The 13,246-nt window shown below is 53.8% G+C and carries 12 protein-coding genes; 6 read left to right on the top strand and 6 right to left on the bottom strand.

Annotated elements, in window-relative coordinates:
- Window positions 1-38 precede the first annotated feature (38 nt).
- Window positions 39-614 (top strand): NAD(P)-dependent oxidoreductase, encoded by a 576-nt coding sequence (locus IOB61_RS02570; protein WP_290811723.1) that lies wholly within the window; start codon window positions 39-41, stop codon window positions 612-614.
- Here IOB61_RS02570 and IOB61_RS02565 read toward each other — a convergent pair.
- Together IOB61_RS02565 and IOB61_RS02560 are read right to left on the bottom strand one after the other, a co-directional pair.
- Complete coding sequence (locus IOB61_RS02565; protein WP_290811720.1) at window positions 611-1,648, bottom strand: hypothetical protein; 1,038 nt, start codon at window positions 1,646-1,648, stop codon at window positions 611-613. The genes IOB61_RS02570 and IOB61_RS02565 overlap by 4 nt on opposite strands.
- A 63-nt stretch (window positions 1,649-1,711) precedes the next feature.
- Window positions 1,712-2,764 carry a phosphatidylglycerol lysyltransferase domain-containing protein gene (locus IOB61_RS02560; RefSeq protein WP_290811717.1) on the bottom strand — a complete coding sequence of 351 codons (1,053 nt, stop codon included), beginning with the start codon at window positions 2,762-2,764 and terminating at the stop codon, window positions 1,712-1,714.
- Window positions 2,765-2,883: 119 nt separating this feature from the next.
- Here IOB61_RS02560 and msrA point away from each other — a divergent pair, with 119 nt between their 5' ends.
- Both msrA and IOB61_RS02550 read left to right on the top strand, forming a co-directional pair.
- Complete coding sequence (msrA, locus tag IOB61_RS02555) at window positions 2,884-3,540, top strand: peptide-methionine (S)-S-oxide reductase MsrA (protein WP_290811714.1); 657 nt, start codon at window positions 2,884-2,886, stop codon at window positions 3,538-3,540.
- Window positions 3,541-3,555: 15 nt separating this feature from the next.
- Window positions 3,556-4,656, top strand: coding sequence for an NAD(P)/FAD-dependent oxidoreductase (locus IOB61_RS02550; RefSeq protein ID WP_290811710.1), 1,101 nt, complete (start codon window positions 3,556-3,558; stop codon window positions 4,654-4,656).
- Window positions 4,657-4,706: 50 nt separating this feature from the next.
- On the opposite strand, the gene ald is transcribed toward IOB61_RS02550, so the two are convergent.
- A complete protein-coding gene (gene ald / locus IOB61_RS02545; protein WP_290811706.1) occupies window positions 4,707-5,792 on the bottom strand; it encodes an alanine dehydrogenase in 1,086 nt (361 codons plus the stop codon).
- 113 nt (window positions 5,793-5,905) lie between these two features.
- Between ald and IOB61_RS02540 the strand changes: the two genes are divergently transcribed.
- On the top strand, window positions 5,906-6,376 hold the full coding sequence (locus IOB61_RS02540; protein WP_290811703.1) for an Lrp/AsnC family transcriptional regulator: 471 nt from the start codon (window positions 5,906-5,908) through the stop codon (window positions 6,374-6,376).
- Window positions 6,373-7,254, top strand: coding sequence for a phosphodiester glycosidase family protein (locus IOB61_RS02535; RefSeq protein ID WP_290811700.1), 882 nt, complete (start codon window positions 6,373-6,375; stop codon window positions 7,252-7,254). The genes IOB61_RS02540 and IOB61_RS02535 overlap by 4 nt, the downstream gene beginning before the upstream one ends.
- A gap of 8 nt (window positions 7,255-7,262) precedes the next feature.
- Here the strand turns inward: IOB61_RS02535 and IOB61_RS02530 are convergent, their stop codons facing one another.
- The 3 genes from IOB61_RS02530 to mutS all read right to left on the bottom strand — a co-directional run bounded on the left by IOB61_RS02530 (window position 7,263) and on the right by mutS (window position 12,236).
- Window positions 7,263-8,321 carry a DUF2891 domain-containing protein gene (locus tag IOB61_RS02530; protein ID WP_290811698.1) on the bottom strand — a complete coding sequence of 353 codons (1,059 nt, stop codon included), beginning with the start codon at window positions 8,319-8,321 and terminating at the stop codon, window positions 7,263-7,265.
- Between the two features lie 83 nt (window positions 8,322-8,404).
- A complete protein-coding gene (locus IOB61_RS02525; RefSeq protein WP_290811696.1) occupies window positions 8,405-9,460 on the bottom strand; it encodes a substrate-binding domain-containing protein in 1,056 nt (351 codons plus the stop codon).
- Between the two features lie 127 nt (window positions 9,461-9,587).
- Window positions 9,588-12,236 carry a DNA mismatch repair protein MutS gene (gene mutS / locus IOB61_RS02520; protein WP_290811694.1) on the bottom strand — a complete coding sequence of 883 codons (2,649 nt, stop codon included), beginning with the start codon at window positions 12,234-12,236 and terminating at the stop codon, window positions 9,588-9,590.
- Between the two features lie 133 nt (window positions 12,237-12,369).
- Between mutS and IOB61_RS02515 the strand changes: the two genes are divergently transcribed.
- Window positions 12,370-13,246, top strand: an 877-nt coding sequence (locus IOB61_RS02515) for a malic enzyme-like NAD(P)-binding protein (RefSeq protein ID WP_290811692.1), incomplete at its 3' end; no start/stop codon positions are given.

The following is a 13,246-nucleotide window of genomic DNA, read 5'->3' as shown; positions in this document are numbered from 1 at the left end:
GACGCCTAAATGGTGCCCAAAGTTGAAAAGGTGCCGGTATGATCCCAATTCATTTAGACCCAGCGCAGACTCAGATCGGCCTGGTGGGGCGCGGCCCCCTGGCCGTTCGCCGTTTGGGATGGTTTCAGGGTCTAGGTGTTACCCCCTTGCTCTTCTCTGATTGCCCCGGACCAGACCTTGCGGCGGCGGCAGGCACTGATCTGATTGCACGTTTGCCCAATGCGGATGATTTGGCCTCCCTGCAAGTGTTGTGGGTGGCAGATCTCGAGCCGGCAGAGGCCGAGGCTTTAGGGGCTGCGGCGCGCGCTGCAAAGGTCCTTCTCAATACAGAGGACGTTCTTCCCCTTTGTGACTTCCATACGCCTGCAGTGGTCCGTCGCGGCCGTTTAGTATTGAGCGCGGGGACCGGTGGCGGTAGCCCCGCGGCGGCCTCATTTGTGCGGGAACGCTTGGCTGCCACATTCCCAGAGGCTTGGGATGAGATGATGGAGACTCTTGCCGCTGAGCGCCTGAAACAGAAGGAATCTGGAGCAACTATGGCCGAGATGCGGGAAGCGGCTTTTGCGAAACTGATCGCAGCCTTCGGGCCTCCAAACCTTGGCGATTCCCTCTAGGGCAGGACTTCAAAAGCTTCGACGATTCCGCCATTTGGGGATTGCACCCAAGCTGTTTTCACCCGGCCATATGGCGCGAGGTGCGCTGTCAGATTCGTGCCATTTACCTCGATGCCCTTGGCCCGCACCTTGGCGATCCATGCTTCCAGATTTGGAACGGGCAGCCGAATTGCGACAATCCCGCGATTTGAAAAGCGGGCGCGGGAGGCATGGTCTACCCCTTCGAGACCGACAAAGCGCATCAGCTCAACCCGACCATCTTCGCTTTGGGTCTCCCATAAAATCCCTGATCGGCGCGGGATTTGAGTTGAGAAATTGACGGGCAAGCCGAAATTGGTGGCGACTTCGGTCGTATCTTCATAATTGCCAATGAACCAAGCGCCAAAGCCCAAGCCCTCTTGGAAGAAAGCGCGTTCGGCTTCGAAATCCTTGACCATAGTCATGACATTGAACACCCGACTGATGCCCTTAATGGTCTCCCACCCTTCCAGTTTAGGTGCCAACCGCTCATAGATCGACACATTGACGCCATCAGGTCCGCGGATCACGACATTGCGTAATTGAACGCCACCGAAGCTGAACTCTTGTGGACTATTGTAAGCGGTCCAGCCACGGGAAATCGCCTTGTTATAAATCGTAGTCGCGTCTCGTGAGCGGGTCATAAGCGAAAACCAGCCACCCGGATCCCAAGCCTGTGCCGCCGGCCGGATTGGCTCTGATTTAACGCCCTTCAAGGTGACCAAGCGGATCCAACCTTTTGCGTCACCTTCATTCACCAGTAGCACCTCTGTGCCGGTAACATTGCCTTCTAACTTCCAAGCCTTGAGAACAATAGGGTCGATCGGCCCACGTGAAGCCACCTTCCAACCCGCGTCTTCTGTAAAGAAGCTAACCCAAGGGGCAGGGTTTGCGACATGAACAACCACCTCTTGCCAACCTTTACCGATCTCAGGCTGGAGGGACTTGGCTGTTACAGAAACAGGACTGACACATAAGGTCACAAACGACAGAAAGGCAAAGAGGATCGTACGCATGCGAACACTCTAGCCGGGCTTTCTGTGAAGTCGAGTGCGGATATTGGCGTACGGGCTGAGCAGCTATTGTGGCCGATTGATCAATAGGGTCGCGCGCGCCAAAGCTACAAAATGTGAGACACCCTTTGGGGCGGCCAAATACACATCCTCCCAGTCCGGATGGAATTTGTTTTTGAACCGCCGGACCCCTTGGAAATTGTACAGCTTCTCGCCATGCTCGTACATCAGCTTGGCGAGATTGGTGACGAAAGGCGAGCGGCTACATGGCTCGACGCCAGCCAAAGGCGAAGTATTCAAGTCAAACGCCTGATAGCCTTCCGATTTGGCCCACAAGAAAAGCTCTGCGAAGAGATAATCCATCACGCCGTTCGGTGCGTCTTCTCCATAACGCATCAGGTCAACGCCTATGCGAGATTTGTCTGCGGTAGGCCAAAGGCAGGCAAAGGCGGCAATATGGCCATCGGCTGCACGCACGGTCGCCAAAGGCAGTCGATCGATATAGTGGACATCAAATCGGCCTAGCCCAAAGCCCTTTTCACCCCCTGCCTGATGAGCCAGCCATTGGTCAGAAATTGTCTGCAAACGAGCGAGATTAGCACGCACGGCACCCGGACCTTCAATCCGCACGCTAAATTGGTTCTTAATGTGTCGATTGCGGTGGGTCCGAATGACTTGGCGTTGTTTGCCGTCGAGGGAAAAAGTCGTGAGGTCTAAAATTGCGCGTTCGCCCGTCTTTACCTTGTGCAGATTCAGCGCTTCAGCAATGGGGTCAAAATTTGGACCAATCCCATAAAATGCCGGCTTTGCACCACGATTTCGAGCTAGATGGATAAAGCGCTGTGCAAGGCTGGTTGCTTCTTCAGCTTGGCCAACTGGCGCACCAAAGGCCAGCCAAGTCCGCCCTTTTGGAGCAAAGCTTAAGAAGCTGCGACCCGACGGAGAAAACAACAACCGCTTGTCGCCTAACAGGGCTGCGTTGGACTGCGGGTCGCAATAGGTAGCACGCGACAAAATTAGATCAGCGCGCGCCAAATCACCTTCATGCACCTCCAACTTTGGTTTGCTCAAACCAAAACGGCGGGGAAGCAATCGCGGAGTGGCAAGTTCAGCTGTCATACTCATCCTAGTAGGTGTGGCAGAATGTGATTAATCAAAGACTGACACGCAACCCGAAAGACGCATCTGGCGTAAACGATCTTAAGACCTATATCTAGGAAAGCTCTGGAGCGATTACTATGCTATTTTCCAAACAGAAGAAATTACAAATGCCAGCGGCTCACGAAGCTTTGAAGGGCAGACCTACACCGCTAGATGTGCCCGCCCGTCACTTTGTCAATGGTCGGGCTTTAAAGGGCCCTTGGCCGCAGAACCTCAAGACAGTGACTTTCGGTTTAGGTTGCTTCTGGGGTGCAGAGCGGAAATTCTGGCAGACGCCTGGCGTTTACTCAACGGCGGTGGGCTATAGCGCTGGCTATACGCCAAATCCAACCTATGAAGAAGTCTGCAGTGGCATGACAGGACATAATGAAGTGGTTCTGGTGGTATATGACCCCAATGAGATTACTTTAGAGGGCTTACTGAAGGTTTTTTTCGAGAGTCACGATCCGACGCAGGGTATGCGCCAGGGAGGCGACATTGGCACCCAATATCGGTCTGGCATTTATGTGAATGATATTCAGGACTTGCAGGTTGCCGAAGCTGCGCGTGCCCAGTATGCAAAGGCCTTGGCAACATCTGGCTACGGCCCGATTACAACCGAAGTGATGCAGGCACCGGAATTCTATTATGCTGAAGATTATCACCAACAATACTTGGCCAAAAATCCTGGAGGCTATTGTGGGATTGGTGGGACCGGTGTGGCATGCTCTATCGGTACTGGTGTTGAAGTCTAGCAGGAAAGCTAGGTCGTGACTGACACAGATGTCATCGTTGTCGGTGCCGGCGCGGTGGGACTAGCCGTTGGCCGCGCGCTTGCTGCCCGCGGTCAAAGTGTCATTGTGCTTGAGAAGAACGGACGCTTTGGCGAAGAAACGTCAGCGCGCAATTCCGAAGTCATACATGCGGGCATGTATTACCCGACGGGTTCGTTGAAAGCCCGCCTTTGTGTAGCGGGCAAACATGCCATGTACGCCTTCTGTGCTGAGCGTGGGATATCCGCGCGGGCGCTTGGCAAACTAATAGTCGCCCCTTTGGCCTCTGATGTCGCCGCTCTGCAAGTTATCCATGATCGCGGCCATGCCAATGATATTCCGGACTTGCAGATTATTGGCCCCGACAAGATCAAACAAATGGAGCCCGAGATCGTTGCAGAGGCCGCTATTTGGTCCCCTTCGAGCGGCATTGTAGACAGTCATTCATATATGTTGGCTCTGCTGGGGGTGATCGAAGATCATGGGGGAGCACTTGCTCGCAATGCACCTTTCTTGGGCGCGACACCGATTTCTGGTGGTTTTGAAGTTCGGGTTGGTGGTGATGAGCCGATGACGTTGACAACGCGTCAACTCATTTTGTCCGCCGGTCTTTGGTCTACCCAAGCTGGTCTTTCGGTGGAGGGCCTTGATCCTGCCCTAGTACCAGAAACCAAGTTCGCAAAAGGCAATTACTTTACCTACAACGGTAAGGCACCCTTTTCGCACCTGATCTATCCGATGCCATCAGCTGGTGGGCTGGGCATTCATGTGACACCGGATATGAGCGGCAATGCCCGTTTTGGCCCGGATGTTCAGCCAGTTGAGACTTTAGATTATCGCGTCGATGAAAGCCGAAAGACCATCTTTGCGGAGTCGATCCGCGCTTATTGGCCGGGCTTGGATGAAAGTCTGATGCAGCCGGATTACACCGGTATTCGGCCGAAAATCGGCAATGCACTCAAACAGTTTGAGGATTTTCGGATCCTGGATCAAACGAGCCATGGAATCGAAGGCTTAGTTTGTTTGTTCGGGATCGACTCTCCGGGCCTAACTTCTTCCTTCGCGATTGGGGAAGAAGTTGCCACCCGCTTGGCTTAACCTAGCCGATACGGGAGAGCCGGTTTGGCTCTCCCGCTCAAAGCTGGAGCTTAAAGGCCGAGCGCTTCTTTCACAGCTTGGTGCATGATCTGCCCGCCCCGCACATTCAGGCCCAGAGCAAAGCCTGGATCCTCGGCCAAGGCTTGATCAACGCCTTTATTTGCCAAAGCCAACATATAAGGAGCCGTTACGCCGTTGAGGGCGTAAGTTGAGGTCAAGGGTGCAGCACCAGGCATGTTCGCTACGCAATAATGAACCACGCCATCGACTAAGTAGGTAGGTTCTGCATGGGTTGTCGCGCGGGAGGTTTCAAAACAACCGCCTTGGTCAATCGAGATATCGACGAGAACAGATCCATCTTTCATCCGTGACAGCATGTCCTTGGTGACAAGCTTGGGAGCCGAAGCACCGGGGATCAAGACAGCACCAATGACCAAGTCCGCTTCGATGCAAGCCTCTTCAACCGCATCCGGGGTCGACATCAACGTGGTGACCATGCCGCCAAATTGGCGATCAATCGCAACCAAGGCGGCTTTAGAGCGGTCAAAAACAGTCACATCCGCACGCATGCCGTGTGCGATTTCGCACGCATTGAGGCCAGCCACGCCGCCGCCCAAAATGACGACCTTAGCTGGGGCAACCCCCGGTACACCGCCCATAAGCTTCCCGAGTCCACCTTGTGGCTTCAGAAGGCAATGCGCGCCAACTTGGGTCGCCATACGGCCGGCAACTTCGGACATGGGTGCCAGAAGCGGAAGCCCGCCATCGCGGCCCACAACGGTTTCATAGGCAATTGCGGTGCAGCCCGAAGCCATAAGCGCTTTGGCTTGCTCCGGATCGGGGGCTAAATGGAGATAGGTGAACAGGATATGGTGCGGCTTTAAGCGTGCACACTCGATTGGCTGAGGCTCTTTCACCTTCACAATCATGGTTGCGGCTTCAAAAACAGCGTCAGCGTCGGCGAGAATCTTCGCCCCCACTTTTTCATAGGCTTCATTGGAAACGCCAATTCCGGCACCAGCATTGGACTCGACGAAGACCTCATGTCCCGCGGCAACGAGCTGGGCGACGGTGCCCGGGGTTGCGCCGACGCGGTTTTCTTGAGGCTTGATTTCCTTAGGCACGCCAATTTTCATGTCTGTCTCCTGTGTTAAACGAAGCTAGCACGCTTCGAATGGCGGTTCCGCGCAAACTTGCTCAAGCTTTCCAGATTTGTTAGTTGAAAGCGCTAAGAAAAGGATGCTTTACGATGGAATCCGTTGTGCTTGATGACAAGGACCGCGCTTTGCTTCGCCTGTTACAACGAGACGGGAGGGCGAGTATTGCGGCTTTGGCGGACAAAATTGCCTTGTCAGAGAGTGCGTGCCGCCGACGACTGGACGTTTTGGAAAAGTCAGGCGTATTGGAAGGATACCGAGCCGAGCTGAATGCAGCAAGTTTGGGCTTTAGTTTAACGGTGTTTGTATCAATCGCACTGGGTGCTCAGACGGATCGTGACCTTGCAGCATTTGAGAGCGCCGTGCGGGCCGCGCCAGAAGTTTTGGAATGCTGGCTGATGACAGGGGATTCCGACTATTTGCTACGGGTCGCGGCCCGCGATGTGGCGGATCTAGAACGAATTCACCGTGAAGTACTCACTCGTCTCCCAAGCGTCGTTAGGGTTAATACAGCTATAGCGATGCGCGCAGTGTCGCCCCTGAGAGGATTACCGATACGATGATGCATACGAAAAACTATTTGATCCTAGTCGCATCACTGGTGCTTTCAGCCTGTGCCAGCGGTGCGCCGCTGTCATCGGGCAAGCCTTATGATCTAACTCCGCCAAAGAATTTAGTGGCAGAGGGTATTTCCTATAGCCAGAGGGCGTGGCCTGGCGCTGTGCCTATGCAAGTCGCCATCGTCGAGGTCGACTTGAAGACTCAAGGCCTTTCAATTGCTGTTTCGGGCGGTGATGCATCAGACACGTCCGAATACCGATCCAAGACAACATCGACATATCTGCGAGAGTCAGGAGCAGTGGTTGCAATCAACGGCGGCTACTTTGGCCCGGTCGTCGCAGTCGAAGGCCAAGCGCAAGACGCCCAAGGCTTTGCGAAGTCCAATGGTCGAGTCGTTTCACCTGCCGCCGCGCTAGAAACAGCTGGAGTTGCCAAAGCTGTCGTGTGCTTTGACCGAAAGCAAGTACAGATTTTGGCAACTTTGGCTTGTCCTGATCGCTTTGCTAACGGCCTCGCTGCTGGACCATTACTGGTTCAGGCCGGTGACGTCAAAGTTGATCCAAAGAACTTGACCCGTCACCCCCGGTCCGCTCTGGGCGTGAATGCCACTGGTGACCGCCTTTGGCTCGTGACGATTGACGGCCGGCAAAAGGGATATAGCGAGGGCGCAAGTTTCGCAGAGACCGCCCACATTCTGCAGGCTTTAGGCGCTGCCAATGCGATCAATCTTGATGGTGGTGGATCCACCGCGTTAGTCTATCGCGACCCCGTACTTGGTCCTCGCGTCTTGAATCGACCCATTCAAAGCGGCATTCCGGGTACAGAGAGGCCGGTCGCAACCCATATTGGTGTATTTCTCAAAGCCAAACCTAAGGGCTGATACTTGCTTTAGTGACCAGCTCTCAGTCCCCGCTGGGTCACCAGATAGGTCGCAAAAGTACCCAACCAATGACCGCCTTCATAATGCTCGCCCGTAACAGCAGGCAATGCGATATCGCGATGAGCCTTGGCTGCAGCTAGCAATGCCAATTTCCGCTGATCTGATGCGGGGAGGCCTGCAGCCATCCCCTCCAACATCCAAGCACGCGACAAGTTGAGGCCATCGGTATGGGCTAACTTTCCGTCGGTTCGGTCGGTCACAATGCCAACAGGCAACCAGTCTGAGGTTGCGGTCTTGGGGATGGTGGGTAATGCGATGCTCAACCATTTTGCATAGGCTTTCGGTGGCAGAACGCGGCGCATCAAATCTGCTTCACCCAAACAAGCGGATACGAAATCTTCTCCGCCGGGCTCAAACCGTAACGGGCATTCGCGGTCATTGCCATAGTAGGTCATGGCTCGTTCATCGATCAGGGCCAGAAAGGCTGTATCTTGAACTTCGACCGCCCAGTCGCGGGCAAGGCCTAAAGCAAAGGCGGTTTGGGAATGTTCCCCCACTCGCATCGGGGTTCTAAGCTTTGGCAGCCAGCTTTTCAGCTGGCCCGCCGCTCGCTGTTCTAGTGGCGCAAAATCAGCGGCCCATGTTGCAACGCTGGCATCTTGCTTTGCCCATTGTCGCAATTCTGCACCCAATTGCAGCATCCAAGCTAAGCCATAGGGGCGCTCAAACCCGGCTCGGCCTGGTGCGTTCATGTAGGCGAGCTCGGCTTCCAAATTGGCTTTGGTTAGACTCTTCGCCAAAGCTTGACGGGCGGCAGGAGCATAAGTTGCCTGAGGGTAGAGTCGCGCTAAACGCGCCAAAAGCCAATGTCCGTGCACCGACGAATGATGGTCGAAGCAACCATAAAACGCAGGTGTCAACTGACTAGGCGTCTTTGCATCTTCAGCCGAATTCAACACATGAGCGATTTTGTTCGGATATTCTGTATGGATGCACGAAAGTGCAAGGCTGGCAAACCTTGATGTCGCCTCTTCAAAGCCTGATGCTTTAGCTGACATTGAATTCATGGTTGCGAAGCATAGGGCAAGGATGGGCAGAAGTGAATGGCGCATAGATTTGTGTGCAACAACCTATCACGCGAAACAAGGCCTTATTTTTCAGGCGCGCTCATAGCTGGAAGAGTTTTGGCAATTTGGAAATTCTCAGCACGCTCGTCGGGGTGCAGGGGAACCATGCCTCTGCCTCTGAGGTAGCCCCGCAGACCTGCCGCATGATCCGACAAAAGCTCCATAGCAAATTCTTGTAAACCGGGCACAACACCGACATTGGCCTTCTTCACATAGAAGTAGAGTGATCGTGACGCGGCATACTTACCGTCAATAATCGCCTCCGCAGAGGGTGCCACACCATTCAAGGGCGCAGCCTGCAGGCGGTCCATGTTTTCTTCAAAAGACGAGAAGCCGAAAACTCCAAACTGTTCGGGTGAACGCGACAAAGCTTGCACAATGAGGCTGTCGTTCTCTCCAGAATCCTTCCAAGCACCATCTTCGCGAAGGGTTAGTGCTTTTTTTTGAAACTCTTTGTCATCCTTCTCCTTCAGAGCTTTCATCTCTGGGATTTCTTGAGCGCCCTTGGCCATGACGAGCTCGGCAAAAGCGTCGCGCGTGCCGGATGTCGGCGGAGGACCCATCACATCGATTTTGATAGATGGCAGATTAGGATTGATGTCGTTCCATTTCAGATGCGGATTTGGAATAAAGGCCTTCTTGACAGGGTCGTAAATCTCTTTGGCCAAAGCTTGGTAAACTTCCTGCTTGGTCAAGGTCACGGGGGTCGCGGCCTTAGAATTAGCGATTACAATCCCATCATAACCAAGTTTGACCTCTACAATCTCGGTCACACCATTCTTTTGGCATGTCTCAAACTCACCCTTTTTGATCCGGCGTGAAGCATTCGAGATGTCTGGGAACCCTGGGCCTAATCCACGACAAAAAATGGCAAAGCCACCACCCGTACCGGTAGATTCTACGCGTGGCGTCTTAAAGCGGCCGCGAGCAGAGAATTGTTCTGCAGCTGCAGCTGAGAAGGGAAACAGGGTCGAGGAACCTACAACGGCTACGCGGTCTCGCCCACCGTTTTGATCGCAGCCAGATAAGATTAGGGTGCCAATTGCCAGGGCAGTGAGGCTAAAGTGCTTGAAGGTCATATCAACAATCCAAACTTGGCGGCTGCGCGAGATAGGTGCTTGGGCATTTTATGGTGCGTTAGTCTGCCGATATGACATCCACGCTTCAATATTGTGACAAAATCACGACAATACCGACTTGTTGGTGCTAGAGCATCTTTTTCAATGCATAGACAAAGTCTAAGGCCTCACGAGGGGTTAGTTGGTCCGGGTCTAAGTCCATCAAGGCTTGTTCCACGGCATTCGGCACCGCAGAGTTTTCAGGCACCGAGTTGGATGCAGCAAACAGTGGCAGGTCATTTAATGCGCTTGGGCCGCCATTGTTTTGGGTTTTTTCTAGCTTGGCCAAAACTGATTTTGCTCGGGCAACCGCACTTTGGGGCAAACCTGCAAGCTTAGCTACCTGTACGCCGTATGAACGGTCTGCAGCCCCATCGACCACTTCATGCAGGAAGACCAGCTCGCCTTTCCACTCCTTAGCGCGCAGGCTCGCATTGCCACAGGCACGCAAACGTTCTGCCAGAGCGGTCAACTCATGATAATGTGTGGCAAATAACGCGCGGCATTGATTGGACTCATGCAGATGCTCTGCGACCGCCCAGGCAATCGCTAAGCCGTCATAAGTCGATGTGCCTCGTCCTATTTCGTCGAGAATAACAAACGCACGGGGGCCGGCGCGGTTCAAAATTGTTGCCGTCTCAACCATTTCGACCATAAACGTCGATCGCCCTTTTGCCAGGTCATCAGATGCCCCGACCCGGGAAAAAATCCGGTCTACAAGACCCATTTGGAGAGACTCAGCTGGCACAAAACTGCCTGCTTGGGCTAGAATTGCCAATAGCGCATTTTGCCTGAGATAGGTCGATTTACCAGCCATGTTAGGGCCGGTAATCAAGGTTAGTCGCGGTGCTGCGGTGCCGCTACCATCAAGATGGCAGGCATTTGCGGTAAAGATCTCTCCTGATTTTCGCAGGGCTGCTTCGACAACTGGGTGCCGCCCCCCGCGAACCGAAAAGCTCAGACCCTCATCCAACGACGGACGTGTGGCGTCTACCTCTACTGCCCACTCGGCAAGCCCCGCGGCTACGTCCAAGGTCGCAAGGGCATCCCCAACAGCTCTTAATCCTGCGCTGTGGGCTACCACTTCTGCTAGGGCTTCGTTCCATAGCTCAAGCTCTCGGGCGAACGCGCGTTCTGACGCCCGTGCGATTTGGCCATCCAATTCCATCAGCTTCTGATTCGTAAAGCGAACTGCGCTGGCAGTCGTTTGGCGGTGGATGAAGAGTGCATTGAGCGGTGGGCTCATCAGCGTTTCAGCTTGCTTGGGAGTAGCCTCAATGAAAAAGCCCAAAACCGCATTGTTTCGGATTTTTAGAGGCAAGCCTGATTGCTGCGAGACTTCTGCTTGAAGATTCGCAACCACTTGTCTCGCATTCGTCGAAAGTTGGCGAATTTCGTCCAAAACTGGATCGAAGCCCCCTGCCACGAAACCTCCATCACGCGTTAGGAGCCCAGGCTCTGGAATGATCATGGCCATTAGTCGATGCGCCAACGCAGCCAAGGCAGGCTGGTGTATCAGGCTAAGATGCCTCCGTGCCAGTGCCAGTTCCTCTGGCAAATCAATCGCGAGACGCGCACCAATATGATCGCCCTCAACTAATGCAATCGCGAGCGCTCGTAAGTCACGTGGCCCGCCGCGGCCTAGTTCAAGTCGAGATAGTGCGCGACTCACATCGGGGATTTGACCTAAAGTCTCGCGTATCTCACGTCGTTGATCGCTGTCGCTGACCAGAAACTCAATCGAGTTTAGGCGAGCTTTAATAACAGGTAGATCGAGTAAAGGTCGGCCAATCCGCTCTGCTAGCAGACGGCCACCAGCAGCGGTGCGGGTGCGATCAATTGCGGCAAGCAACGAGCCTTCCCGAGTCCCTCGTTGTGAGCGATCCAGCTCTAAACTCACTCGCGTTGTCGCATCTATTGCCATGATGCCTGATGTCTCAACGCGCTTAGGGGGCATCAAACGTGGTGCTAGCCCAGCTTGGGTTAAACTGATGTAATCATAGATGAGACCTAAGGCGATCAGTTCGGCTTTACCGAAAGTACCAAAACCATCCAGTGTCTGAACGCCGAAACCCATCTCCAACGTTCGCGCCGCCGATTTTGCGTCAGCCGTTTTGGAAGGTCTTGGTGTGACGGAACCTGAAACTGCTGCAATGGCTTTGGCACTGGCTTTGTCCAAATCGCTGTCGACAATAACCAACTCACCAATCGATAAAGCCGAAGCTTCATCGATTAAGCGCTGGACTGGAGCTTCCATCACAGCAAATTCACCAGTCGAAACATCGGCCCAGGCCAAAGCTGCTTCCAGCCCGCCTGCAGCGTATGACAGTGCTGCGAGTCGATTTGCGTGACGCGGGTCCAACAAAGCATCTTCAGTCAACGTGCCCGGGGTAATGATGCGAACCACGTCCCGCCGCACTACCGATTTGGAGCCGCGCTTGCGTGCTTCGGCTGCATCTTCGGTTTGATCACAAATTGCGATTTTGAAGCCTTTTTTGACCAGTTTTGCGATATATGCGTCGGCAGAATGGGCCGGGACACCTGCCATCGCGATATCTTCCCCCAGATGCTGACCTCTTTTAGTCAACGCAATATCGAGCGCCGTAGCCGCGGTTTTGGCATCTTCGAAGAAGAGTTCGTAGAAATCACCCATGCGAAAAAACAGCAAAGCATCGCGATGCTGTTCTTTGGCGGCCAGATACTGCGCCATGACGGGTGTGGTTCCAGAGGGTATCATCAGAAGGGTTTAGCTGCGGATTCTTCTGCTGGCAAAGTGTCAAAGTCTGTTTTCAAAGTAGACACACGTTGATCGAACGCTCAGCCCGGTCTAGCAAGGATCAAATAGGACAGCGTAGGACGAAAAGTATCTGATGAGCAGCGAGCGCAAAACATTCACAGACCAAGAAGCCCTCGATTTCCACAGCCTGCCAACTCCGGGTAAGATATCTGTAGTTGCCTCGAAGCCTATGGCAACTCAGCGTGATTTGTCGCTTGCCTATTCTCCCGGCGTTGCGGTGCCTGTGCTCGCGATCTCAAAAGACCCCGACACAGCCTACGACTATACATCAAAGGGCAATTTGGTCGCGGTTATCTCAAATGGTACAGCAATCTTGGGTTTGGGTAATCTCGGCGCGCTGGCATCAAAGCCGGTGATGGAAGGGAAATCAGTCCTCTTTAAGCGCTTTGCCGACATTGATTCCATCGACATCGAGCTGGATTCAATGGATTCCGAGGAAATCATTACGACAGTCCGAAATATTTCCTGCACCTTCGGTGGAATAAATCTGGAAGACATAAAAAGTCCCGAGTGCTTTATTATTGAGAGTCGTCTCAAAGAATTATGCGACATCCCGGTCTTCCATGATGATCAGCATGGTACAGCGATTATTGCTGCAGCAGGCCTGATTAATGCGTGTGAGATTACAGGACGCGACTTCAAGGATTTGAAAGTCGTCGTGTCAGGGGCTGGCGCGGCTGGTCTTTCCTGTATTTCTTTGATCAAGACCTTGGGGGTTCCGCATCAAAACGTTATTGTCTGCGACCGTGATGGCGTTGTTTATCGAGGCCGTGAAAAAGGTATGGACCAGTTCAAGTCCGCCCATGCCGTCGACACGCCGCTTCGGACATTGGAAGAGGCGATGAAGGGTGCGGACTGCTTCTTGGGCCTCTCTGCCAAGGGCGCGGTCAGCCAAGCCATGGTTGCAAGCATGGCTCCAAATCCGATTATTTTCGCCATGGCCAATCCCG

The organism is Aquidulcibacter sp. (assembly GCF_020253525.1).
Classification (GTDB): domain Bacteria; phylum Pseudomonadota; class Alphaproteobacteria; order Caulobacterales; family Aquidulcibacteraceae; genus Aquidulcibacter.
Note: the sequence above shows the minus strand (reverse complement) of the source record. Positions and strands in the feature narration are given on the sequence as shown.

Excerpts from the sequence above, each read along its gene's own strand:
- IOB61_RS02570 (WP_290811723.1), top strand. The coding sequence starts at position 39 with ATGATCCCAATTCATTTAGACCCAGCGCAGACTCAGATCGGCCTGGTG.
- IOB61_RS02565 (WP_290811720.1), bottom strand. The coding sequence starts at position 1,648 with ATGCGTACGATCCTCTTTGCCTTTCTGTCGTTTGTGACCTTATGTGTC.
- IOB61_RS02560 (WP_290811717.1), bottom strand. The coding sequence starts at position 2,764 with ATGACAGCTGAACTTGCCACTCCGCGATTGCTTCCCCGCCGTTTTGGT.
- msrA (WP_290811714.1), top strand. The coding sequence starts at position 2,884 with ATGCTATTTTCCAAACAGAAGAAATTACAAATGCCAGCGGCTCACGAA.
- ald (WP_290811706.1), bottom strand. The coding sequence starts at position 5,792 with ATGAAAATTGGCGTGCCTAAGGAAATCAAGCCTCAAGAAAACCGCGTC.
- IOB61_RS02540 (WP_290811703.1), top strand. The coding sequence starts at position 5,906 with ATGGAATCCGTTGTGCTTGATGACAAGGACCGCGCTTTGCTTCGCCTG.
- IOB61_RS02535 (WP_290811700.1), top strand. The coding sequence starts at position 6,373 with ATGATGCATACGAAAAACTATTTGATCCTAGTCGCATCACTGGTGCTT.
- IOB61_RS02530 (WP_290811698.1), bottom strand. The coding sequence starts at position 8,321 with ATGAATTCAATGTCAGCTAAAGCATCAGGCTTTGAAGAGGCGACATCA.
- IOB61_RS02525 (WP_290811696.1), bottom strand. The coding sequence starts at position 9,460 with ATGACCTTCAAGCACTTTAGCCTCACTGCCCTGGCAATTGGCACCCTA.
- mutS (WP_290811694.1), bottom strand. The coding sequence starts at position 12,236 with ATGATACCCTCTGGAACCACACCCGTCATGGCGCAGTATCTGGCCGCC.